Origin of the sequence: Acinetobacter seifertii, from assembly GCF_016064815.1 — a bacterium.
Taxonomy (GTDB): Bacteria; Pseudomonadota; Gammaproteobacteria; order Pseudomonadales; family Moraxellaceae; genus Acinetobacter; species Acinetobacter seifertii.
In genome coordinates, this window is the sequence record NZ_CP065820.1 from 2,884,314 (window position 1) to 2,907,498 (window position 23,185).

Annotated in this window: 20 protein-coding genes; 15 read left to right on the forward strand and 5 right to left on the reverse strand. The window is 40.7% G+C overall.

Going from position 1 to position 23,185, the window contains the following annotated elements; translation table 11 throughout:
* Window positions 1-300: 300 nt before the first annotated feature.
* From I8T81_RS13350 to I8T81_RS13370, 5 genes are all read left to right on the forward strand, one after another.
* On the forward strand, window positions 301-1,986 hold the full coding sequence (locus I8T81_RS13350) for an arylsulfatase (RefSeq protein WP_198071419.1): 1,686 nt from the start codon (window positions 301-303) through the stop codon (window positions 1,984-1,986).
* Between the two features lie 25 nt (window positions 1,987-2,011).
* Window positions 2,012-2,965, forward strand: a complete 954-nt coding sequence (locus I8T81_RS13355; protein WP_198072779.1) for a formylglycine-generating enzyme family protein — start codon at window positions 2,012-2,014, stop codon at window positions 2,963-2,965.
* Window positions 2,966-2,977: 12 nt separating this feature from the next.
* On the forward strand, window positions 2,978-4,165 hold the full coding sequence (locus tag I8T81_RS13360) for an OprD family outer membrane porin (protein ID WP_198071420.1): 1,188 nt from the start codon (window positions 2,978-2,980) through the stop codon (window positions 4,163-4,165).
* 235 nt (window positions 4,166-4,400) lie between these two features.
* Window positions 4,401-5,477, forward strand: coding sequence for an aromatic ring-hydroxylating dioxygenase subunit alpha (locus tag I8T81_RS13365; RefSeq protein ID WP_198071421.1), 1,077 nt, complete (start codon window positions 4,401-4,403; stop codon window positions 5,475-5,477).
* A 12-nt stretch (window positions 5,478-5,489) separates the two neighbouring features.
* Window positions 5,490-6,434, forward strand: coding sequence for a PDR/VanB family oxidoreductase (locus I8T81_RS13370; RefSeq protein WP_198071422.1), 945 nt, complete (start codon window positions 5,490-5,492; stop codon window positions 6,432-6,434).
* 43 nt (window positions 6,435-6,477) lie between these two features.
* On the opposite strand, the gene I8T81_RS13375 is transcribed toward I8T81_RS13370, so the two are convergent.
* The 3 genes from I8T81_RS13375 to mhpT all read right to left on the reverse strand — a co-directional run bounded on the left by I8T81_RS13375 (window position 6,478) and on the right by mhpT (window position 9,051).
* The gene (locus tag I8T81_RS13375; protein WP_198071423.1) at window positions 6,478-7,170 is read right to left on the reverse strand and encodes a GntR family transcriptional regulator; all 693 of its coding nucleotides are present in this window, start codon (window positions 7,168-7,170) and stop codon (window positions 6,478-6,480) included.
* 123 nt (window positions 7,171-7,293) lie between these two features.
* Entirely contained in the window at window positions 7,294-7,749 is a 456-nt protein-coding gene (locus tag I8T81_RS13380) for a MarR family winged helix-turn-helix transcriptional regulator (protein WP_107973148.1), read from the reverse strand.
* 69 nt (window positions 7,750-7,818) lie between these two features.
* The gene (gene mhpT / locus I8T81_RS13385) at window positions 7,819-9,051 is read right to left on the reverse strand and encodes a 3-(3-hydroxy-phenyl)propionate transporter MhpT (protein WP_174742927.1); all 1,233 of its coding nucleotides are present in this window, start codon (window positions 9,049-9,051) and stop codon (window positions 7,819-7,821) included.
* Between the two features lie 248 nt (window positions 9,052-9,299).
* Between mhpT and I8T81_RS13390 the strand changes: the two genes are divergently transcribed.
* From I8T81_RS13390 to I8T81_RS13430, 9 genes are all read left to right on the forward strand, one after another.
* A complete protein-coding gene (locus I8T81_RS13390) occupies window positions 9,300-10,139 on the forward strand; it encodes a p-hydroxycinnamoyl CoA hydratase/lyase (protein ID WP_169538806.1) in 840 nt (279 codons plus the stop codon).
* Between the two features lie 37 nt (window positions 10,140-10,176).
* Window positions 10,177-11,628: an aldehyde dehydrogenase gene (locus I8T81_RS13395; protein ID WP_198071424.1), complete on the forward strand. Its 1,452-nt coding sequence runs from the start codon at window positions 10,177-10,179 to the stop codon at window positions 11,626-11,628.
* Between the two features lie 82 nt (window positions 11,629-11,710).
* On the forward strand, window positions 11,711-13,597 hold the full coding sequence (locus tag I8T81_RS13400; protein WP_198071425.1) for a feruloyl-CoA synthase: 1,887 nt from the start codon (window positions 11,711-11,713) through the stop codon (window positions 13,595-13,597).
* A gap of 75 nt (window positions 13,598-13,672) precedes the next feature.
* Window positions 13,673-14,812 carry an acyl-CoA dehydrogenase family protein gene (locus tag I8T81_RS13405; RefSeq protein WP_198071426.1) on the forward strand — a complete coding sequence of 380 codons (1,140 nt, stop codon included), beginning with the start codon at window positions 13,673-13,675 and terminating at the stop codon, window positions 14,810-14,812.
* A gap of 82 nt (window positions 14,813-14,894) precedes the next feature.
* On the forward strand, window positions 14,895-16,145 hold the full coding sequence (locus I8T81_RS13410; RefSeq protein ID WP_198071427.1) for an OprD family porin: 1,251 nt from the start codon (window positions 14,895-14,897) through the stop codon (window positions 16,143-16,145).
* A 58-nt stretch (window positions 16,146-16,203) separates the two neighbouring features.
* Complete coding sequence (locus I8T81_RS13415) at window positions 16,204-16,740, forward strand: DUF3237 domain-containing protein (RefSeq protein ID WP_004702853.1); 537 nt, start codon at window positions 16,204-16,206, stop codon at window positions 16,738-16,740.
* 40 nt (window positions 16,741-16,780) lie between these two features.
* Window positions 16,781-17,170, forward strand: coding sequence for a PaaI family thioesterase (locus I8T81_RS13420; protein WP_198071428.1), 390 nt, complete (start codon window positions 16,781-16,783; stop codon window positions 17,168-17,170).
* Between the two features lie 33 nt (window positions 17,171-17,203).
* Window positions 17,204-18,955 (forward strand): tannase/feruloyl esterase family alpha/beta hydrolase, encoded by a 1,752-nt coding sequence (locus I8T81_RS13425; RefSeq protein ID WP_198071429.1) that lies wholly within the window; start codon window positions 17,204-17,206, stop codon window positions 18,953-18,955.
* A gap of 144 nt (window positions 18,956-19,099) precedes the next feature.
* On the forward strand, window positions 19,100-19,999 hold the full coding sequence (locus tag I8T81_RS13430; protein ID WP_198071430.1) for a DMT family transporter: 900 nt from the start codon (window positions 19,100-19,102) through the stop codon (window positions 19,997-19,999).
* Between the two features lie 41 nt (window positions 20,000-20,040).
* Here the strand turns inward: I8T81_RS13430 and I8T81_RS13435 are convergent, their stop codons facing one another.
* Together I8T81_RS13435 and I8T81_RS13440 are read right to left on the reverse strand one after the other, a co-directional pair.
* On the reverse strand, window positions 20,041-20,481 hold the full coding sequence (locus tag I8T81_RS13435) for a hypothetical protein (protein ID WP_198071431.1): 441 nt from the start codon (window positions 20,479-20,481) through the stop codon (window positions 20,041-20,043).
* Between the two features lie 20 nt (window positions 20,482-20,501).
* A complete protein-coding gene (locus I8T81_RS13440) occupies window positions 20,502-21,572 on the reverse strand; it encodes an AraC family transcriptional regulator (protein WP_198071432.1) in 1,071 nt (356 codons plus the stop codon).
* Window positions 21,573-21,701: 129 nt separating this feature from the next.
* On the opposite strand from I8T81_RS13440, the gene I8T81_RS13445 reads away from it, so the two are divergent.
* Window positions 21,702-23,162: a coniferyl aldehyde dehydrogenase gene (locus tag I8T81_RS13445; RefSeq protein ID WP_198071433.1), complete on the forward strand. Its 1,461-nt coding sequence runs from the start codon at window positions 21,702-21,704 to the stop codon at window positions 23,160-23,162.
* Window positions 23,163-23,185: the final 23 nt, after the last annotated feature.

Consider the following 23,185-nt stretch of genomic DNA (forward strand, 5'->3'; position numbering starts at 1 on the left):
CCGTATCCATAATGACCTAGAGGAATATTTGTTTTTGAGCATCCTGCTCTTTTTCTATACTGAATATTTGGATCCAAAAAATCAACTAAAATTATAAATGGATTATTAAAAAGTATATAAACACATAAATTATATAAGTATAAAATTATTAAAAACATAAAATTAGAATGCTTGAATATTTTTATGGATCCATATTAAAAAATCTATTATGATCGATTCCAGAGCATTTTTTAGCCAAAAAAGCTCAGTTTATTTCTAGGAAATGCAAGATGCATTTAGAAACTTCAAAGGATTGTTGTTATGAAACTCAAAAGAGTAAGCCAGGTTACATTGGGACTTTTTTTTGCCAGCCAATTGTTTTACACAACGCAAGCAGCACCTCCAAAAAATCAACAACCACCCAATATCATGATTATTTTGGCCGATGATCTTGGCTTTTCAGATATTGGCGCTTATGGCGGCGAAATTAAAACCCCTCATATTGATAGCCTGTTAAAGCAAGGAAAAATGCTTTTTAATTTTCATGCTTCATCAATGTGCTCACCTACCCGTGCACAGCTTATGACAGGTGCAGATAACCACTTGGTGGGTTTAGGTGCGATGTATGAAACGTCAAAACGACAAGAAAAATTGGTTGGAGCCGATAGCCCGCGTGCACTCCTCAAAATTGATGGCTATTCAGGGCACTTAACGCAAAATGCTTACACACTCGCAGAGATTTTAAAGACAAAAAATTATTACACCTTCATGGTCGGTAAATGGCACTTAGGCTATGCTCCCAACCAAAACCCTAAAGCCCGTGGTTTTGATCAATCTTTTGCTCTGCTCGATGGCTTCGATTTACACTTTAAAGACCAACCTAAAAACTATCCGCGTAATACCCAATACACAGAAAATGGTCAAAAAGTCACACTGCCTGATAACTACTATTCGACCGACTTTTTTACACAAAAAGCGTTTGAGTATTTAGACAAAAATAAAGCGCAAAAACCATTTTTTGCCTACCTCGCCTATACCGCTCCACACTGGCCGATACAGGCACCTGCTCATTACAGAGACTTATATAAAGGTAAATACGATCAAGGCTACGATGCAATTCGTAAGCAACGCTTTAAGAGACAAAAGCAACTAGGATTAATTCCTGCAAATGCAGAATACCCAGTCGAACGTGGCAATCAAGCTTTAGGCACCAAAAGCTGGAATGAACTTACACCACAAGAGCGCAAATACGAAGCGCGCAAAATGGAAGTTTATGCGGGCATGGTCACCCAGTTAGACGACCGCGTGGGTGATGTCATTCAATATCTTAAAAAGCATCATTTATATGACAATACTTTAATTGTATTTATGTCAGATAACGGCGCTGAGGGTGGTGATCATAATTTCCCAATGGGTGATGCCGACAATCGCTATGAAAATATAGGTAACGCTAGCTCATATCTATACATGGGACCACGCTGGGCCGAAGTAAGCAGTACGCCATTTACTTACTGGAAATCAGCCGCTTCAGAAGGCGGAGTTCGAGTTCCATTTATTGTTAAATCACCAACTCAGGTTTCTAAACAACATGGAATTAACAATAACTTTGCGACAATCAGAGATATATTCCCAACCGTTATGGAACTAGCGGGTATTCAAAATAATCAAATCTATCCAGCAACTAGTACCAAAATCAAACCATTAGGTTTTAGTTTAATTCCTGCTTTTAAAGATAATACAGCCCGTATTCGTCCTGTTAATTATTATGACTTCAAAGAATTACATGGCAGCCGCTACGCCAAAACTGATGAATGGAAACTTGTTGAAAACTCACCTTCTAAATTTAAGAGTCATGGCTGGGAACTCTACAATTTAAAAACAGATTTTAATGAGCAACATAATGTTTATGCAGCCCATCCTGAGATCGTCAAAGTCTTAAATGACAAATATTTAAGATATGCCGATGAAAACGGCGTTGTGGATTTTGAGCAATACAACAAAAAGTAGAGAAAACCAGATGAAACAAATCATAATGCTTTCATCTTTCCTCTTACTTTGTGCATGCCAAAAAACTACACCTCGACTAGAACAAAATCCTTTGCCCGACCTAGGCACTAAAGCTAAATGCTCTTCCTATTCAGGCCTTCCTTCGGGATGGCCTAACAATAAAGAAGCAGGCATGGTTAAACTTCCGCAAGGAAAAATTGTTTTAGGCACCACACAAGGTTATGAAGATGAACGCCCATTAAACTTACAGGCAACTTCAGTTCCCGCTTTTTTAATTGATGCAACTGAAGTCACCAACGCTCAATTTCAAGAGTTTGTTAAACAAACGGGTTATGTCACCGATGCAGAGAAGCAAGGCGGCGCAGCTATGTTTGTAAAGCCAGATCATCCAGTTGAAGAACTACAATGGTGGCGATTTGAAAAAGGTGCCAATTGGAAACATCCATGGGGCCTAAACAACTCTAAACACCCCGCGCCTCATGAACCTGTTCGCTTGGTGACATGGAATGATGCCTACGCTTATGCAAACTGGCTGGGTCATGACTTACCGACTGAGCTTGAGTGGGAATATGCAGCCAAAGGTTTTCAGCAAAAATCCGATATTGGCCCTACCCATGAAGGCCATATTGTAGCCAATTTCTGGCAAGGCGAATTTCCTTATAAAAACATTCAGGAAGATGGTTTTAAGGATGTTGCCCCTGTGGGTTGTTTTAGTAAAAACCCATTTGGTTTGTATGACTTGATTGGCAATGTATGGGAATGGACGCAAACACCCTATACAGGACCACGAGATCACCATATGGGCGATCCATCGAAATATCGGCAAAGTCACGAACAGATTTTGCAATACACGATTAAAGGTGGGTCTTATTTATGCGCAACCAACTATTGCGCGCGTTATCGTGCTGCCGCGAGGCATCCACAGGAACTCGACCTTGCCACCAGCCATGTCGGATTTAGAACAGTAAAACGCTTTTAAACGGATTTAAAAATGAAGCATATTTTTATTTATGGGATTTTATTCTCAGGGACAACCCTTGCCTGCTGTTTAGCTCATAGTGAAACAGATGTTAATTTTCAAAATACACTCACACTCAAAACATTTAACTTCGACAGACAATATGAAAATGGCACCAGCCCCGATACTCATAGCTTGAGCCAAGGCTTGATTTATCGTGGCGACTGGTCAACCAAACTGAATGAGGTTCAACTACACTTCAATCCAAGCATCCAATATGCTTATCGCCTAAGCAACGACCAACACACCAATGATATGGTCATACCATTTGACCCTAACACCAAAAAACAAGCACAAGACCAAGTTAAATATGGCTTAGGTGCTGGAGTTGAATATCAAAACTTTCGCATGAATATAGGTGAAATCACTCCCGATTCACCACTTACTCCACAAGTGGATACACATCAATTACGGGTGAACTATAAAGGCTTGGAATTAAAATATAAGACACCACAACAAAATTTCGAGTTGGGTTTGATTAACCGTTATTCGCCAAAAAATGAGGAGGACTACCACAAACTTGCCATCTCAAAACATGAATCTGACGGGCTCTATTTCTTTCAATGGGACGGCAAAACACCTAGATATCATTGGAAATTTTACAATGGTTACTTAACAGATCTCATTAATCAAAGTTACTTTGCTTTTGATTATCAATGGACAAAACAGCACACCACAAAATTACGTGTGTTTCGCCACAATGATGTCGGCAAATCAAAGCTTGGCGAATATGACAATACATCTGTAGGGGCCATGCATTTCATTAAACATGGAAACTTTACAACTGGAATTGGCTATCAAGAAAACTTCGGCAAAGATGGTATTCCAAAACTCGACAATATGCCCATTCCGCACATGGTGAACTGGACCTTAGGCGCGTTTACCAAAGCAGATGAAAAATCTTATCATTTCGTTGCTTCGTATGACTTTAAAGACTACATCAAGGGTCTAAAAGTGACCTACAAATATATTTATGGCGATTCATTTCAAACAATGAATCAAAATGATTTTGAGCAAGAAAGTGATGTGTTGATTCAATACGACCTAAATGCTTGGATTAAAAATCTTAAGTTTCTTTTCTTAAATATTAACTACGACACCAAACATGGCAAAAGTCTGGATGAACAGCGCATGATGCTTCACTACACTGTTAATTTCTAAATCTCTACACTCCCATAATGGCTTAACCGTAGCCATTATGGATCCAAATTAAGATAAATAAAAATTTAGCCTTTAAAATTCAAAGTAAATACAAAAGTCTTTAATAGTAATTAAAAATCTACAGAACAACCAAATTAAAAGATCAATATTTTTTAAAAAATATACTGCTTATCAATTGACCAATATTTCTATTTATTATAAATTGGATCCAATAAGTGATAAGGAGTCGTCACAAATGTTTATTAAAAATGCTTGGTATGTTGCCTGCCGCCCAGAAGAAATCCAAGACAAACCATTAGGTCGCACTATTTGTGGTGAAAAAATTGTTCTTTACCGTGGTAAAGAAAACCAAGTTGCAGCCGTTGAAGATTTTTGTCCCCATCGCGGTGCCCCACTTTCACTTGGCTATGTCGAAGATGGCAACCTTGTTTGTGGTTATCATGGCTTAGTTATGGGTTGTGACGGAAAGACCGTTTCAATGCCAGCCCAACGTGTAAATGGCTTTCCTTGTAACAAAGCATATGCAGTTATTGAAAAGTTCGGTTTTATTTGGATATGGCCAGGCGAAAAAGCTTTAGCAGATGAAGCAAAACTGCCAACTTTAGAATGGGCAGATCATCCTGAATGGAGCTATGGCGGAGGCCTGTTTCACATTCAGTGTGACTATCGCTTGATGGTCGATAATCTGATGGATTTAACCCACGAGACCTATGTTCACTCAAGCAGCATCGGACAAAAAGAAATTGATGAATCATTACCAGTCACTAAAGTTGATGGTGATCATGTCATTACCGAACGCTACATGGAAAATGTGATTGCACCTCCATTTTGGCAAATGGCCCTTCGCGGCAATCACTTGGCTGATGATGTACCTGTTGACCGTTGGCAACGTTGCCACTTCTTTGCACCAAGTAATGTTCACATTGAAGTGGGTGTCGCACATGCTGGACATGGTGGTTATCACGCACCGAAAGACAAAAAAGTTTCCTCAATTGTGGTCGATTTTATTACGCCAGAAACTGAAACTTCGCACTGGTATTTCTGGGGAATGGCGCGTAACTTCCAGCCAGATAATGCTGAACTCACCGATCAAATTCGTGAAGGCCAAGGCAAAATCTTTACTGAAGATTTAGAAATGCTGGAGCAACAACAACAAAATATTTTAAACAACCCACATCGCAAATTACTGATGCTCAACATCGACGCAGGCGGTGTACAGTCTCGTAAAGTGATTGAGCGACTGCTTGCTGAAGAAAATAAAACACCTCCTGCAACATCCGCGCAGAAGTTTCCAAATATTCGGATTATTTAAAGGAGTAAGAACATGGACGTTATTATTCAAAAAATTCACCAGCTTACCCCGACCATTCGTGCTTTTGAATTGGTTGCAGCAAACGGTACAGAGCTACCAAATTTTGAGGCAGGTGCACATATTGATGTGCATCTTAAAAATGGTCTAACCCGCCAATATTCACTTTCAAACTGCTGCACTGAAAAGCATCGCTATGTGATTGGTGTTTTACATGATGCCAATTCACGCGGTGGTTCACGTTGCATCCACACTGAATATCGTGAAGGCGACCATTTAAAGATTGGTGAACCTCGCAATTTATTTGAAATCCATCCTAAAACAAAACAAGCGGTTTTATTTGCGGGTGGTATCGGTATTACCCCTATTTTGTCGATGGCGTATCGGCTTAGGTCGGCCAATATTCCTTTTGAATTACATTACTTCGTTCGTAGTCATGAAATGATTGCCTTCTATGGCAACCTAACCGAGCACTTTGGTAACCAAGTCCATTTTCACATTCAAGATCAGCCAGATACAGAATGTAATATGGCAGAAGCTTTAGGCCAAGCTTCACCTGATAAACACTTATATGTATGTGGACCTACAGGGTTTATGCAGTTTGTCACGAGCTCTGCTGAACAATCTGGCTGGTACAATGAACAGTTACATCAAGAGCATTTTGTTGCTCAAAAAGTAGATACGTCTAACGATGAAGCTTTTACTATTGAAGTTAAAGGTACGGGCCGCCGAATTAAAGTATTACCAGAGCAAACTGCTACTGAGGCATTAATTGCAAATGGTTTTGATATTCCTGTTTCATGTGAACAAGGCATTTGCGGGACCTGTATTACCCGCGTAGTAGAAGGCACACCTGATCATCGGGATCTATTTATGACCGATGAGGAACATGCATTGAATGACCAGTTTACGCCCTGCTGTTCTCGTGCAAAAACTAAAAATCTTGTGATTGAGCTTTAATACTCAAGTTCCTTTATTCAGAAATAAAGGAACTTCTTTCATCTTAAGCGCTGAGAACATTTCTTAGCGTTTCACCCAAAATCACCACACTACTGTGTTCACGCATTAAGGTTTCAGCACGCCCTGCCTGACGATGTACCAACGCATCGAAAATCGAGCAATGCTGTAAATGTGCATAGTGCAAACGGCGATATTCCGACAAAGCTTGATTCTGGTCATAGGTAATGGCTTGAGCAGAAGCCATCGGCAATTGGTTGTTTTTCGCTAAGGCTTGTATGAGGGCAACGTTTTGCGCGCCCTCAATAATCGTGTCATGAAAAATGACATTAAAATGATGGTAACGTTCCAGTTCGGTATCGCCAAACTCGTCTTTTTCATTAAAGAGTTTTTCAGTTTCTTGAATGCAATGTTGCAGCGTCTTTTTCTGCTCTTCGCTTAAGCCTTGTTCTGCCAAAGTTTTCGCAGCTAACCCTTCCAGCACACCGCGTACTTCGAGCGCATCATGAACAAGTTGTTCTGAAATTTCACGAACCGTGTAACCACGAGTTGGATTTTTAATGAGGAGGCCTTCTTGCTCGAGCAAGCGAAAGGCAATACGAACAGGCTGCCTTGAAACACCAAGTAACTCGGCAGTCGGGATTTCGGCAATTCTGGCACCGCCTTCAAGTTCCCCTGAAATAATCATTTTTCTTAGTTTTAGTAAAACTTGTTGTCCTGAAGACATTCGCTGCCACACATCACCAAAAACGTCTCTTTGATGCTAGCAAGTTCATTTGCAAAATGAAATAAATTTTCTGTGTGAATCAGTGCTTAAGCATTTCTGTAGATTTTAAAAAATTAATTTACAAACCACATTCAATTAAAGGTTTTTAAGATTATTCACCATAATATCGAGGTTATTGCGAATTAAATAAGCCAAGTTAATATCAATGCCTTCAAGCATTTTTTCTTCAACTTTTAAAACCACTTCATTGCATTTATTTAGCTTTTCAATACCGCTTTCAGTCAGGGTAATTAAAATACGGCGACCATGTGTTGGGTCCGGTTTTTTCTCAATCCAACCATTGACTAATAAATCTTGCAAGATTTTGTTGGCCGATTGCGGCTTAATGAAAGACCGCTCAGCAAGTTTGGCATTGGATACATTACTTTTTGAAGCTAAAACAGAAAGTGCGGTAAATTGCGGTAAGGTAATTTCAAGCTCTTTTAAATGTTCTGTTAAATGTTTACTAATAATTCGGTCAACACGAGCAATCATGTAACTTAGCTTAGGCTCATCTTCTACTTTTTTTGGAACTAAATTCGAACGTACCATAACCTTTCATTCATCATAAGAAAATCTGTAGTGAAAGTATGAGGATCTACCTCATACTTTCGTTAAAACTTAGCGAGCACCTGAGCTTTGTACTAAATGTACAGGCTGTTTAGGTTTTTTGACAAGAAGTAATGCAGAGATCGCTGCAATTAAAATCACTGGAATGCTTGAACCAATTACAATGGTCGAGCTTTGTCCAAGCGAGAGTAAAAATCCTGCCATTAAAGGCCCTGCAAAAGAACCAATACGGCCAATTGCAACTGCTGAACCTACACCAGTTCCACGCATTTCGGTTGGATAATACATGGCAGCCAGACCGTATAATGCCGATTGTCCGCCCACAATGAATAAGCCACAACCCACTGCCGAAAGTGCAAGTAAAGCCACGGTCGGAGAAATTGCTAAACAACAAAGCGAAAATAAAATACCTAGATAAATTAGTTTAATTACAAAGCTCATGCGTAATTTATCAAGCAATACGCCCATGAGGATTGAGCCTAAAATTCCGCCAACGTTGTAGCCCATTTGCACATAGTTTGCCTGTAGTTTTGATAGACCTTGCGCACCCATCAGCAATGGCAACCAGTTCAACAAGAAGTACAGCACCACCAGCGTACAGAAAAAACTTATCCAAAGCTGAATCGTCGACATACGGCGTTCTTTCGCAAATAAAACTTCCAAAAAAGGTGTCGTTTTTTGCGCTTGAACTTTACGTTGTAAATAGTCATTTGACTCAGGTAAAAAGCGCATAATCAGTGGAATGAGTAAAATAGGCGCAATCCCACCAATATAGAAAATATGACGCCACTCTGCATCGCCTGCCAATGACATCGCAACCACAGAAGTGAGTAATCCGCCAAAAGGAATACCGCTATACATAATGCTCACTGCGGTACCTTTATGCTGGTCAGGTACAGCTTCAGAGGCAAGTGTAATCATCATTGGTAATGCCCCACCCATTCCTAAACCAGTACAAAAACGAATGAGTAATAGCAAACTAAAGTTAGCAGCATAAGCCGTTAGCAAAGACATTATTCCAAAAAGTAAAATACTGAAAATCAGAATTTTCTTGCGCCCGACAATATCGGCAAATCTGCCGCCTAATATGGCACCTGGTAGTGTTCCTAAAATTGCGGCACTAAATGCCCACGCCATCTGGGCATTGTCCAACATAAACTCAGCCCGCATTCGTGGAGCGGCTACCCCCATTGATTGAAGATCAAAACCTTCAAAAATTGCTATGGCAAAGCACAGTAGCAACGTGATTTTTGCCCTTGAAGGCTGTCCTAATATTTTTTCCATTGTGTTGTCCTTTATTGACTAGTCGTTCCATTTAGCCCTTTGTGTATTATTGTTTAAACACACCAAAAATATCAGTTAAACTTACTAAAAAATCAACATATTTTTATATTAAATTAATTTAAATAATAATTAATACTTAAAATACAATGAATTAAAAAATATTTATGAAATTTTATAAAAAAGACTTGAATGTAAGTTTAACTGATATTAGATTAAATCCCAGAACAGCAAAAAATCATTCAAGGAGTATGAAGATGAGTTATGAAAACCGCTGGGAAACAGTAGATGTTAAAGTTGAAGATGGAATTGCATGGGTCACCCTAAACCGTCCGGAAAAGAAAAATGCCATGAGCCCAACACTCAATCGTGAAATGATTGATGTACTTGAAACTCTTGAGCTTGATCAAGATGCGCGTGTTTTAGTTTTGACGGGTGCTGGTGACTCTTGGACAGCGGGTATGGATTTGAAAGAATATTTCCGTGAAGTCGATACTCAGCCTGAAATTTTTCAAGAACGTATTCGCCGTGACTCTTGTCGCTGGCAGTGGCAACTTCTTCGTATGTATTCAAAACCAACCATTGCTATGGTCAACGGCTGGTGCTTTGGAGGCGGTTTCTCACCTTTAGTGGCTTGTGACCTCGCAATTGCAGCAGATGAAGCAACTTTCGGTTTATCTGAAATTAACTGGGGTATCCCGCCGGGTAACCTTGTAAGCAAAGCAATGGCTGACACTGTTGGTCATCGAGCATCTTTGTACTACATCATGACGGGTAAAACCTTTAGCGGTAAAGAAGCTGAAACGATGGGCCTTGTAAATAAAAGCGTACCGCTTGCCCAGTTAAAAGCAGAAGTGACTGAGCTTGCAAACTGTCTACTTGAGAAAAACCCTGTGGTTCTTCGTACAGCTAAAAATGGATTTAAGCGTTGTCGTGAACTCACCTGGGATCAAAACGAAGACTACTTATATGCCAAGCTTGATCAATGTATCCACCGCGATACGGAAAATGGCCGCCAAGAAGGTTTGAAACAATTTTTAGATGAAAAATCAATTAAACCGGGTTTACAGAGCTATAAACGTACTGGTTAACTTTTGATTCTCTAATGGCAATGTAAGGACACAACCCATGCAAAATGTACAGTTACTTATTCACGGTCAATCTGTTGATGCATCAAATCAGGCAACTTTTGAGCGTACTAGTCCCATTGATGGATCAGTAGCCAGTAAAGCTGCTGCCGCAACACTGGAAGATGTTGACCGTGCAATCGAATCGGCACAACAAGCTTTTAAAGTATGGTCGAAACTCTCGCCTACCGAACGTCGCTTACGTTTGTTAAAAGCAGCCGATTTAATGGACCAAAAAACCGAGCAATTCATTGAAACTGGAATGCAAGAAACAGGTTCAACTGCGACATGGTATGGGTTTAACGTTCACCTTGCTGCAAACATGTTACGTGAAGCCGCAGCCATGACCACACAAATTGACGGAAGCTTAATTCCGTCAGATGTGCCGGGCAATCTTGCAATGGGTGTGCGAGTTCCTTGTGGTGTCATTGTTGGCATTGCACCTTGGAATGCCCCTGTGATTTTGGCAACACGTGCGCTTGCTATGCCTTTGGCTTGTGGTAACACAGTAGTGTTAAAAGCCTCAGAAGCTTGTCCAGCAACACATCGTCTCATTGGTGAAGTGTTACATGAAGCGGGCCTTGGTGAAGGTGTGGTAAATGTAATTACGCATACTGCCGAAGATGCACCACAAATAGTGGAACGTTTAGTGTCTCATCCAGCCGTCAAACGTATTAATTTTACGGGTTCAACCAAAGTCGGAAAAATTATTGCCGAGACTGCTGCTAAGTATTTAAAACCTGTTTTACTTGAATTGGGTGGTAAAGCCCCTGTTGTGGTTTTAAATGAAGCTGACATTAATGAAGCCGTAAATGCAGTCGCTTTTGGAGCATTCTTTAATCAGGGGCAAATTTGTATGTCGACCGAACGTGTTTTGGTTCAAGACAAAATTGCCGACCAATTTATTGAAAAACTGATTGAAAAAACCCGCTCTATTCAAGCAGGTAATCCAACTTCAAAAGACAATGTACTCGGTGTTTTGGAAAGTCGCCGTGCTGCGAACCGTATTCAGCATTTATTGGAAGATGCTCAAAACAAAGGGGCTGACTTACCTTTAGGCATTCATATTGAAGACACCACCATGCAACCGACGCTAGTACTCAATATTAAACCTGACATGCTGCTTTACCGCGAAGAATCATTTGGACCTTTATGCACAGTTCAACGCTTTTCAAGCATTGAAGAAGGCGTAGCACTGGCAAATGACAGCGAGTTCGGCCTTTCTTCGGCAGTGTTTAGTCAAAATATTTCGCAAGCACTGGAAGTCGCTCACCAGATTGATTCGGGTATTTGTCACATTAACGGCGCAACCGTACATGACGAAGCTCAAATGCCATTTGGCGGAACCAAATCGAGTGGTTACGGACGTTTTGGTAGTAAAGTCTCCGTTGCCGAATTTACCGAACTACGCTGGATTACCATTCAAACCCAATCGCGTCATTACCCGATTTAGTCAGGCTAATGCAGACAACAACATATTAAATAAAAATTGCATGATGCAAAAAAATAAAGCGCAGTGATGCGCTTTCCATGGAGTGAAAGAAATGCAAATGAATGCCACTCAATCACAAGACCGCGAACGGTTCGTAAAATTAGGGCAACATGATATTCATTATCACCACAAAGATGACACGCTCTATATCAGCCCCAAAGAGCAATTAAAACCGTATCCACAAAAACTGACAGATCGGTTAATTCATTTTGCACAAACCAAACCCGACCATATTTTTGCAGCGAAACGCAATGCTCAAGGCGAATGGGTCAAACTGAGTTATGCAGAAGTTTTACAACGTGCATGGCACATTGCTCAGACATTACATGACCGTAATTTAAGCCAAGAACGACCACTCGTTATTTTAAGTGGTAATGATCTCGAACATTTAACTCTGTCTATGGGTGCCATGTTGGCAGGTGTGCCTTTCTCTGCTATTTCCCCTGCCTACTCTCTGATTTCCCAAGACTTTGGCAAACTCAAACATGTGTTTGAAGTGCTCACTCCTGGTATGGTCTATGCCAGCGATGGGCAAGCTTTTGCCAAAGCGATTCAGGCATGTATTACGCCTGATATTGAAGTGGTGACCAATAAAGGAATTGTAGGCGATCAGATCTGCACATCTTTTCAGTCGCTATTAGATACGCCAGTTTCAAATGTCCAAGAGTTTTATCAAACCCTTGATGAAAACCAGATTGCCAAATTTCTGTTTACATCAGGTTCAACCAAATTGCCTAAAGCTGTACCGACCACACATTTAATGTTGTGTGTTAATCAGCAAATGTTATTACAAACTTTCCCTGAGTTTGAAGAAACGCCGCCTGTCCTACTCGACTGGCTGTCTTGGCACCACACCTTTGGCGGCAGTCACAATGTCGGCATTGCGCTCTATAACGGAGGCACCATTTACATTGATGATGGCAAACCCGTTGCAGGAAAATTTGACGAAACCATTCGTAACCTCAAAGAAATTTCTCCAACCGTTTATTTAAATGTGCCAAGAGGCTGGGAAGAACTCACTGAAGCGTTAGAAAAAGATGAAGAATTAAGAGATCGCTTTTTTGCCAAAGTTAAAATTTTATTCTTTGCAGGTGCAGCGCTTTCAGAAGCGGGCTGGAACAGACTCGATAAAATTGCTCAGCAACATTGCGGAGAGAAAATTCGCATTATGAGCGGATTAGGCATGACTGAAACTGCACCCTCTTGTGCATTTACCACTGGTCCACGCGTGATGGCAGGCTTTATTGGCTACCCTGCTCCGGGATGCGAAATTAAGCTGGTGCCATGTGGTGACAAACTTGAGTTTTGCGTTCGTGGCAAACATGTCATGAAAGGTTATTGGCGCTTAAAGGCGGACCAGCAAAGCACTATTTTTGATGATGAAGGTTTTTTCCATACAGGCGATGCTGTTCGTTTAGTCGACATCAATGATCCAACCAAAGGCCTCATGTACGACGGACGTATTGCCGAAGACTTTAAACTTAATACGGGTACTTTTGTGAATGTGGGCACACTACGCAACAAAGTACTCATTCAAGGTAATTTACTGGTTCAAGATGTTTGTATTACAGGTTCAAACCTAAATGCAGTTGGTTTTTTGATTTTTCCAAAATTAGAAGCGTGTGCTCAATATGCTGGCCTTAAGCTTAGTGAACATTCTGCAATAGAGATATTGCAACACCCTAAAGTCCAACAATGGTTCCGCCAATTTTTAACGACCTTTAATAAAGATGCGACTGGAAGTTCAAATACAGTCTCTATGCTTTATTTAATGACCGAGCCACCTCAACTCGATGCAGGTGAAGTGACCGATAAAGGCAACCTTAATCAAGGCAATATTACCAAGCGTCGTGCTGCTTTAATTGATGAGCTTTATCAAAAACAGGCCGAAAACCCACTGATTATTCGGGTACCCACCTTAAAGCAATAAGCAATTGAAATAAAAAAGGAAGCTCAAACTTCGGTTTGGGCCTTAGCCTCACTTTTGCCTAAAAAAAGGTTCAACATGCCACACGATACAGAATTTGAAATATTTCGAGACAGCTACCGCAGGTTCTTAAAAGAACAGGTTGCTCCGTATTATGAACAGTGGGAACACGATGGCCTCATCCCGCGTGATCTGTGGCTTCGTCTTGGGGAAAATGGCTTTTTGTGCGTCGATGTACCCGAAGAATATGGTGGCTACGGTGCTCCTGTTCATTACTCACTCATGCTGGTTCAAGAAACTGCTCAAGCTGGTTTTGCATCTTTGGCGGTTGCCATTGGCGGGCAAAATGAGCTGGTCTCTCCTTATCTACAAAATATCGGTTCCGAAGAGCAAAAACGTTATTGGTTACCAAAAATGGTGACAGGTGAAGTCGTCACTGCTATTGCCATGACCGAAGCGAATGCTGGTTCAGACTTACAGGCTATACGCACTCAAGCCATTTTAGAAAATGATCACTACCGCGTGAATGGTTCAAAAACTTTTATTTCAAATGGTTTGCATGCCGATCTGATCATTCTGGTTGCGAAAACTGATCCGCAAGCTAAAGCAAAAGGCATTTCGATTTTTCTAGTCGATGCTGCGTTAGATGGCGTTAAAAAAGGTCGGTCTTTGCAAAAAATTGGATTGCATGCCCAAGATACAGCCGAACTATTTTTTGATGATGTTTGTGTGCCTGCAACTCAGCGTTTGGGTGAAGAAGGACAAGGTTTTGCTTATTTAATGCAAGAGTTACCTCGCGAACGTTTGAGTATTTCCATGATGGCGTTGGGGTCAATTTTAGGCGCCATTGAAATTACTAAAGACTATGTGCTGGAGCGTAAAGCTTTCGGACAACCTTTAAGCCAAATGCAAAACACACGCTTTGTGCTGGCAAACGCGCAAATCAAAGCGAAAGCCGCCCAAGCTTTTGTAGACCAATGTGCAGCGCTGTATCAACAACACCTGTTAAGCGTCACTCAAGTTGCCGCACTGAAGTGCTTTATTACCGATGTCCAATGTGAAGTGATTGATCAATTACTTCAGCTTTTTGGCGGCTACGGCTACATGCAGGAATACCCAATCTCACGCTTTTTTGTGGATGCACGGGTACAAAAAATCTATGGGGGAACCAATGAAATTATGAAAGAAATCGTGGCCCGAGAACTGCTCGGAAAATAATTCGATTTAAAAACCAAATAAGGCAGACACAACAACTATGCCTTATTTGAAAACAAAAAATGTTATTTCAGGAAGAAATGCGATGTCGAAATTATGGATGTACTCTACCCTTATGCTCTCAAGTTCAGTGTGGGCTGGCAATTTTATTGATAACAGTTCAGTAGAACTCACCACACGAAATTTCTACTTTGACCGAGACTATCAAGTCCCATCAACTTATCCAGCAGCGAGGGACTGGACACAAGGGTTTATTCTCAAAGCAAATTCAGGCTATACCGAAGGAACCGTTGGTTTTGGGTTAGATGTACTGGCAACAGCAGGTTTTAAACTAGATGCAAGCGCCAAATACGCAGGTACAGGCAATTTACCTAGAGACACGCGTACCAATGAACCAGCAGACTCTTATGGAGAAATTGGCGTCACAGCAAAAGCTAAAATGAGTCAAACTGAACTACACATTGGTACCCTAATGCCAATGAACCCTGTTTTAGTGGCTTCACCTGCTCGATTGCTTCCTCAAACCTATCGAGGAATTTCACTGACCAGTAAAGATATTAAAGATTTCGATTTACAGGCAGCCTATATCGATAAGGTAAATCAAAGAGATTCAACCAACTATGAAAAAATTAAAATTTCTGGGGTAAATGGTCGATACAAAAGTGCTGAGACGAGCGGCCTTTATTATTTAGGTGGAAACTATCAGTTTAACCCTTCACTCAAACTCACCGCTTTTTATATGGATGTTGATGATCTTTATAACCAAACCATGGTGGGTGCATTACACCAATACAAAATTAATGACACCACCAACCTGAGTTCACAATTACGTTACTACCGTAGCCGAGACGACGGACAAGCAAAAGCTGGCTTAGTCGATAATGACCTTTACCATGCGCATTTCGAACTCAAACATCAAAACCATAAATTTATTTTTGGAACCTTCCAACATCACGGCGACACCGCGTTTCCCTATTTGACTGGCGGTGAAACTGGACTCCTTATTGATACATGGCCGGGTGAGTTTTTAAACGCAAAAGAAAAAGCCTATAGCTTCCGCTATGAATATGACTTTAAAGATTATGTACCGGGTTTACGTTTTATGACCCGTTACACCACAGGTCACAATATTTATGCACCTAACTTAGGTGGAACCAATCTAAAAGAGCGAGAAACAGACTTCGATTTAGGCTACACCGTTCAAAGTGGCTGGTTAAAAAATCTAGGGTTACGCGCGCGCTACGCCATTTATGACAATAACATGCTCTCTACAGCCAATATCAAACCTGTAAACGAAACCCGTATCAACATCGACTACACATGGAAATTTAAATAATTCAAAACAAGAGGTTCTGTCACATATAGAACCTCTTTTTAATTTCGAGAAATTCATCATGAAGAAAGTTGTAACGCTACTCTGCACAATGAGTCTGATTGCCCTGACTCACGCTGAAACTCAATATAGCCCTCCACCTATTCAGCTTGAACCTCTAGCAAAATTTAGTGTTGATTTAAATGCGCCTGTTTGGGAGTTAGGCACAACCAGTGATGCAGGTAAACGCCGAATTATTCCTATTACAGGTGGGACATTCGAAGGCAAAACACTTAAAGGCCGTATTTTAAATAATGGTGCAGATTGGCAAATCGTTGACAGTAAAGGTCTAGCGATTATTGATACGCGATATTTATTAGAAACCGATGACGGCGCACTGATTTATCTTCAAACCAAAGGTTACCGACATGGCTCAGCCGAAACACTAAAACAGCTTGCTCAAGGCAAAGATGTTGACCCGAAAAATTACTATTTCAAAATTACCATGCAGTTTGAAACCAGCTCACCCAAATACTCATGGCTGAACCAGACCGTTGCAGTAGGTAGTGCAATGCGCTTGGGCAAAGCGGTTATTTATGATGCCTATACGGTGAAATAATAATTTTTATAACACTTACAAAAAGAATGGAGCCTTCATTATGGATCAAAAAACTTTAGAACACTTACCGCCCATCCATCACCATTTGGGTGGCCATAATATCCATTGGAATGAAAAAAACACTGAACTTAACATTCACTACACAGCACTAGAAAGCTTTACCAATCCACGCGGCACAGTTGAAGGTGGCATGATCTGCGCCATGCTTGACGACGTGATGGGACTTTTTGCATATCTCGCCAATGACCATAAACCCGCTACCACAATTAACTTAACCATGGATTTTTTAAGGCCCTGTGCTGTAGGCGAAGTCATTACAAAATGCCGATTCATTAAACAAGGCAAAACTGTACTGAATCTCGAAAGTGAAGCTTGGCAAAACAACAAAATGATCGCACGAAGCACAGCTAATTTTTTGGTTTTAGATTAATTACAAACATTCATTCAATAAGGATATGAATAAATGAATTACACCAACAATAAACGAATTTTGACCCGCTCCGCTTTAGTGCTTGCCATGCTTGGTGCTTTGGCAGGCTGTGGAAGTGATAATGCTGACACAACGGCTCCCTCAACAACCAAACCACCACAGTTATCTCCTGCTGTTGGCGTAAAAATGACAGGAAGCTGTACGGACTTACTCGGATTTCAATACAACAACACGGTCATTAGCTCCTCCACTCTTCAAGAGGCAGGCACATTGACTGTCGCCAATAAACCGATTGGCGCTCATTGTTTGGTTAAAGGTTATATGGATCAACGTATAAGCCCTGTTGATGGACAAACCTATCAAATTGGTTTTGAAATGCGCCTACCTGTTGACTGGAATGGACGTTTTCTCTATCAAGGTAATGGCGGAACCGATGGTAATTTAGTCCCTGCAACAGGTCAGGTTGGTAGCGGTGGACCACTCACCAATGCTCTACATGATGGTTTTGCTGTTATTTCCTCCGACGCTGGACATAACGCTTCACAAAATCCAATGTTTGGTTTAGACCCTCAAGCCAGAATTAACTACGGCTACGGTGCGATTACCAAGCTCACGCCTATGGCAAAAAACCTAATTAAAGCCGCATATGGTAAATTGCCAGACCGCTCATATGCAGGTGGTACATCGAACGGCGGACGTCATGCCATGATTGCTGCAACCCGTTTGGGCGACCAATATGATGGAATTTTAGCAAGTACACCGGGCTTTCATTTACCTCGTGCGGCCGCAGCTCAACTCTACACAGCACAGCAGCTTCGTCGTGTCGCAACAGATGAAAATGACCTAAGTACGGCTCTTACCCTTTCAGAGCGCAAAGTATTAGCAAAAGCAATTTTAGATCGATGCGATGCCTTAGACGGTGTTGCGGATGGCTTGGTTCAAGATGTCGAGGCTTGCCGTACAGCTTTTGATATTCATAAGCATGTACCCGTTTGCTCAAGCACAAGAGATGGTACTTGTTTAAGCACCGAACAAATTGATGTATTAGCCAACATTTACCGCGGCCCTGTAAATTCGGCTGGACAAGCGCTCTATGCAACCCAGCCTTTCGACCCCGGTTTAGTCGGTAGTAACTGGGCAAGCTGGAAATTTGAATCTTCGGTGGGAACAGCACGTGACCCAGTTGCAGTCGGCATTCTTTTTCAAGTTCCACCAGACCCAACCGTGACTCAAAACTCTAGACAATTTGCCTTTAATTTTAACTTCGATACCGACTATCCAAAACTATCGGCAACTAATGATATATACACAGAAAGTTCGATGTCATTCATGATGCCACCCGATGAACTTAACCTAGATAAACTCCGTAATCACGGTGGAAAAATGATTGTTGTACAAGGCACAGCAGACGGCGTTTTCTCTGTGGATGACACCCAAAATTGGTACGATCAACTGCTCCAACACTATAAAAATGATGCGAAAGGTACAGCACCTGAATTTGCACGTTTCTTTAGAGTTCCGGGCATGAACCATACCCGTGATGGCATAGCGACTGATCAATTTGACGCATTGACTGCTTTGGTCAACTGGGTTGAATATGGGCAAGCACCTGACAAAATTATTGCGACTGCACGCGGCGCAGGTAACCCAAGTGGTCAAGTGAATACTGAGCTTCCACAAGACTGGGCACCTGATCGTACCCGCCCACTTTGCCCTTACCCACTCATTGCTCGTTACAATGGTCAAGGTGATAGCGAAAAAGCTGAAAATTTTAGCTGTAAATAGCACCCTAAAAATTAAAAGAGAGCTGACCTAGGCTCTCTTTTTTTATTTTAATAAATATCACTATTAAATCATTATCAAATGATATTTCGTCCAATGCCTGCATCGCTGCTAAGATAACACCGAAAACCAAAAACTCATTTCTCTATGCAAAATCAGACTGCTTCAAATCCCCCCTCAACTCAACTTGGAAAAGCGCTGCTTTGTCTTATGACATCCGCATTATTATTTTCCATTATGGGGGTGTGCATTCGTTTTGCTTCACAAACGGTAGACAACGCGACCGTCGTATTTTTTAGAAATGCAGTCGGCTTATTTATTTTTATTCCGATGCTCTTTAAACAAGGGCTAGACTTTATTAAAACCGATAAATTGTGGATGCACACGTGGCGAAGTCTAGTGGGACTTGCTGCTATGTATGGTTTTTTCTATGCGATTGCGAACTTAAAACTCTCAAATGCCATGGTTTTTAGTTATTCATCCCCTATCTTTATTCCACTGATTGCATGGCTTTTCTTAAAAGAAAAAATTACCAAATCGATGATTTTTGCCGCTGTTATTGGGCTTGTTGGGGTGTTATTTGTTGCTAAACCCGACCAAGGTTTATTTAACGCACTATCTTTTATTGGCTTGGGTGCATGCTTTTTATCAGCAATGGCTTTTGTCACTGTAAGAGCTTTAACCAGTACAGAGCCGCCTGAGCGTATCGTTTTTTACTTCTGTATTTTTGGTAGTTTAATTTCCTCTATTCCAATGTTTTGGCATTGGCGTATTTTCACTTGGCATGAACTAGCTCTACTCATTGCCGCAGGACTTTTAGCAAACATTAGCCAACTGTTTATGTCTTATGCTTATAGCCTAGCGCCAGCAGGCCAAATTGGCCCAATGAACTATATTGCTATTATTTTTGCAGGAGTTTGGGGATTTGTTTTTTGGCATGAATTACCGGATCTATTCAGTATTATCGGTATATTTATTATTTTATTTGCGATTTTGCTCTGTAATCCATTTTTGCAGAAAAAGTTACTCTCTCGATTTAAGGTCTAGATATAACCCATTCTAATATTAGTTTTTATAACAATTGAAAGCTAATCAATTGTTATAAAAATCTCACCATATTCAATTTCTTCAAAAACTCTAGCTCTGCCGTGTGCATTTAACCCCTCATATTTAATTTTTGCATTCCAAGAATCAACGATTTTTTGCGCGATTAATAAAGCCTGCTCCGCTGTCATCTCGTCATGTAGGCTCGTCAATTCTATGAGATTCATCCAAAACTGAACTTTGTTTGTCTCTTCTACTTTTTTTAAATTATTAAATTTGTCTTGATCAAACTCACTCTCTAAAAAAATATGATTTTCAATTATAAGGAAATCAGGAAAAATCAAGTTTAGAATCTTAAAAAGTAAATCTACGGGTAGTTCTTTAATTTTAAAAATTGAGTAAATATATTCAGTATCACCAAAGAAGTTTGGCTTATTTATATTTTTAAAACTTTCAAAACTTAAATCACTATCTTTTTCATCCATACAAGTCAACCCATCACTATTTATAAAACTAATTTCTCACGATACTCATTTGGTGAAATACCTGTCCAATGACGATAGGCTTTTCTAAAATTAGAGGTATCTGAAAAGCCAATTCTTTCGGCAATTTCATCTACGGTTAAAGTCGTCTCTCGCAAATATTCATCAGCAAGACGGCGCCGAGTCTCATCTAAAAGTTCTTGATAGGTTAAATCAAAACCTGCCAAGCGCCGATGTAAGGTTCGCTTTGACATATGTAACCGTTCAGCCATTTCTTGAGCCGACGGAAAAAGCCCCGTTCCATCCAATAATATTAAACGGATTGTTTTAACCAACTCAGGCTCTTCGACTACTGCTGCACCTAACATCCGCTCACAAAAGGACTTACACATGTCCGCAGTAATCGGGTTGGCATTTGGGCAAGGTACATCGAGCCATTTTAAATCAAAGTGCCATTGCATCACCCCAGCATTAAACTGAACGGGACAATGAAAAACTTTTTCATATTCTTCTGCATAGTCAGGCGCTGGATAAGGTAATAAAAGCTTCTTCGCTTGAAATGGTCTTTCAAGCACCCGTTCAATTAAGGTTTGCATGGAGCTAAACCAAAACTCGCACACTAAAGGTAGAAGCTTACCTAGTGCAATAATGTCCTGCCCTTCAAAAACGGCAGCGTCATCTCGAATATAAAAAGATTTCTTTAAAATAGGACCAGCAAGCTTAATGTGTCGAATACCAAGCTCTACCGCTTGTCTAAAATTGCGCGAAGAATATAGCGCATAGCCATACACCCCAAAATCTGACAGCCGCTGCTTTTGTCCTGCACGTAGTCCAATTAAGGGATCATGAGATAGTTTTTGAATATTTTGAAATAACTGAATTTTTTGGACTTGAGAAATATATAAAGAAGGCTGACTTATAGCATCTGGCAAAATATTTGTGCCCGACAGAACTTCTACTATTGAATGACCTTGCAAGCCCATTTCATCAAATAAACTGGTCAAACCCAGCAAATATGTATTCGAGCCTAAGGATGTATTATCATAGTTTCCTTCGATAATAGCATTTGCACTTTTATAAAGCTTTTTAGGCATTTAACTCACACCATCCCTAGAGTGACGTGCATAATGGCACTAAACTACCTCTTGTTGTCTCAATTTAACATCGACCATACCGTGCTTCAAGCATAAAGTATGATAAGCAAAAGTATGGAAGGAACAATAATGGAAAGCTCCACTTTAAAAGAATATAGCGGCTCTGCCACTGAACATATGGAACTTATTTTTTCCAAACAACGTGCCAATTTTGAGGCAGATCCCTACCCAAGCCTTGAAGCACGCCGCACAAAGCTACATCAACTCAAAAAACAAATTATTCGTTATCAAGATGCTTTAGCTACCGCGATTAATGCTGACTTTAGTTCAAGATCACTCGATGAATCCAAATTACTCGATTTGCTTGGTTCTGTGTTAGAAGCCGATCATGCGATTCATCATTTACGTCGCTGGATGCGTCCAAGTAAACGCCGTACCGAGCTTTTATTTTTATCAAATCGTTTAAGTGTGCAATACCAACCTAAAGGTGTGGTGGGTGTCATTGTTCCTTGGAACTTCCCCGTTTATTTAGCACTTGGCCCACTCATTGCCGCATTAGCTGCAGGCAACCGAGTTATGATTAAACTGCCTGAAATTACCCCCAATACTAATGCAATGCTTCGACGTATGCTGGCAGAAGTCTTTAACGAAGATGAAGTGGCGGTTTTTGGTGAAGAAATTACAGATCCTGCTAGATTTACCACTTTGCCATTTAACCATATTGTGTTTACTGGCTCTCCTGCGATTGGCAAAGTCGTCATGCGAGCAGCTGCTGAAAATTTGACTCCAGTTACTCTCGAATTAGGCGGAAAATCACCAGCAATTGTAAGCCACAATTACCCGATTGCCGATGCAGCAAAACGTATTACGCATGGTAAAGCAACCAATAGTGGTCAAATCTGTGTAGCGCCTGACTATGCATTGGTTCCAAAAGAAAGTATTGAAGAATTTGTAGATGCTGCGAAATCCAGCTTTATAAAAATGTTTGGTCAAAACATTACAACCAATGAGAATTACACTTCGATTGTAAATGACCGTCATTTAAAACGTATTCAAGATATCTTGACCGATGCACAAGAAAAAGGTGCTCGTGTTATTCCTTGCGACACGTATAGCTTTGACCAACAAGGCCGCAGAATGCCTGTACAGATTGTGCTGAATTGCACACCAGATATGCGCATTATGAAAGAAGAACTCTTTGGCCCTATTTTACCTGTGGTGGCTTATGATTCTTTAGATGATGCAATTACCTACGTGAAATCGGACGAACGACCTTTAGCACTTTATTGCTTTACACATAGCTCCGTAGAACGTGACCGTATTTTACGTGAAACTCATTCGGGTGGTGTAACTATCAATGACTGGGGTTGGCATGTAGTTAACCATGATGCTCCTTTCGGTGGTATCGGTAACTCAGGCATGGGGTCATATCATGGTGAAGAAGGTTTTCGTGAACTTTCACATGCAAAAACTGTATTTATTCGCCATCGGTTTTTCCCGACCCAGCTTTTCCACCCTCCTTATGGAACATTCTTGCAAAAACTGGCAATTCGCTTTTTCTTGAAAAAAGGCGATCCAAATATTAAATAATAGATTATAAAAAAAGCCTCGTA

What these genes read in the sequence shown, in the direction of transcription:
- I8T81_RS13350 (WP_198071419.1), top strand. Translation starts at nt 301, where the DNA reads ATGAAACTCAAAAGAGTAAGCCAGGTTACATTGGGACTTTTTTTTGCC.
- I8T81_RS13355 (WP_198072779.1), top strand. Translation starts at nt 2,012, where the DNA reads ATGCTTTCATCTTTCCTCTTACTTTGTGCATGCCAAAAAACTACACCT.
- I8T81_RS13360 (WP_198071420.1), top strand. Translation starts at nt 2,978, where the DNA reads ATGAAGCATATTTTTATTTATGGGATTTTATTCTCAGGGACAACCCTT.
- I8T81_RS13365 (WP_198071421.1), top strand. Translation starts at nt 4,401, where the DNA reads ATGTTTATTAAAAATGCTTGGTATGTTGCCTGCCGCCCAGAAGAAATC.
- I8T81_RS13370 (WP_198071422.1), top strand. Translation starts at nt 5,490, where the DNA reads ATGGACGTTATTATTCAAAAAATTCACCAGCTTACCCCGACCATTCGT.
- I8T81_RS13380 (WP_107973148.1), bottom strand. Translation starts at nt 7,749, where the DNA reads ATGGTACGTTCGAATTTAGTTCCAAAAAAAGTAGAAGATGAGCCTAAG.
- mhpT (WP_174742927.1), bottom strand. Translation starts at nt 9,051, where the DNA reads ATGGAAAAAATATTAGGACAGCCTTCAAGGGCAAAAATCACGTTGCTA.
- I8T81_RS13390 (WP_169538806.1), top strand. Translation starts at nt 9,300, where the DNA reads ATGAAGATGAGTTATGAAAACCGCTGGGAAACAGTAGATGTTAAAGTT.
- I8T81_RS13395 (WP_198071424.1), top strand. Translation starts at nt 10,177, where the DNA reads ATGCAAAATGTACAGTTACTTATTCACGGTCAATCTGTTGATGCATCA.
- I8T81_RS13405 (WP_198071426.1), top strand. Translation starts at nt 13,673, where the DNA reads ATGCCACACGATACAGAATTTGAAATATTTCGAGACAGCTACCGCAGG.
- I8T81_RS13410 (WP_198071427.1), top strand. Translation starts at nt 14,895, where the DNA reads ATGTCGAAATTATGGATGTACTCTACCCTTATGCTCTCAAGTTCAGTG.
- I8T81_RS13415 (WP_004702853.1), top strand. Translation starts at nt 16,204, where the DNA reads ATGAAGAAAGTTGTAACGCTACTCTGCACAATGAGTCTGATTGCCCTG.
- I8T81_RS13420 (WP_198071428.1), top strand. Translation starts at nt 16,781, where the DNA reads ATGGATCAAAAAACTTTAGAACACTTACCGCCCATCCATCACCATTTG.
- I8T81_RS13425 (WP_198071429.1), top strand. Translation starts at nt 17,204, where the DNA reads ATGAATTACACCAACAATAAACGAATTTTGACCCGCTCCGCTTTAGTG.
- I8T81_RS13430 (WP_198071430.1), top strand. Translation starts at nt 19,100, where the DNA reads ATGCAAAATCAGACTGCTTCAAATCCCCCCTCAACTCAACTTGGAAAA.
- I8T81_RS13435 (WP_198071431.1), bottom strand. Translation starts at nt 20,481, where the DNA reads ATGGATGAAAAAGATAGTGATTTAAGTTTTGAAAGTTTTAAAAATATA.
- I8T81_RS13440 (WP_198071432.1), bottom strand. Translation starts at nt 21,572, where the DNA reads ATGCCTAAAAAGCTTTATAAAAGTGCAAATGCTATTATCGAAGGAAAC.
- I8T81_RS13445 (WP_198071433.1), top strand. Translation starts at nt 21,702, where the DNA reads ATGGAAAGCTCCACTTTAAAAGAATATAGCGGCTCTGCCACTGAACAT.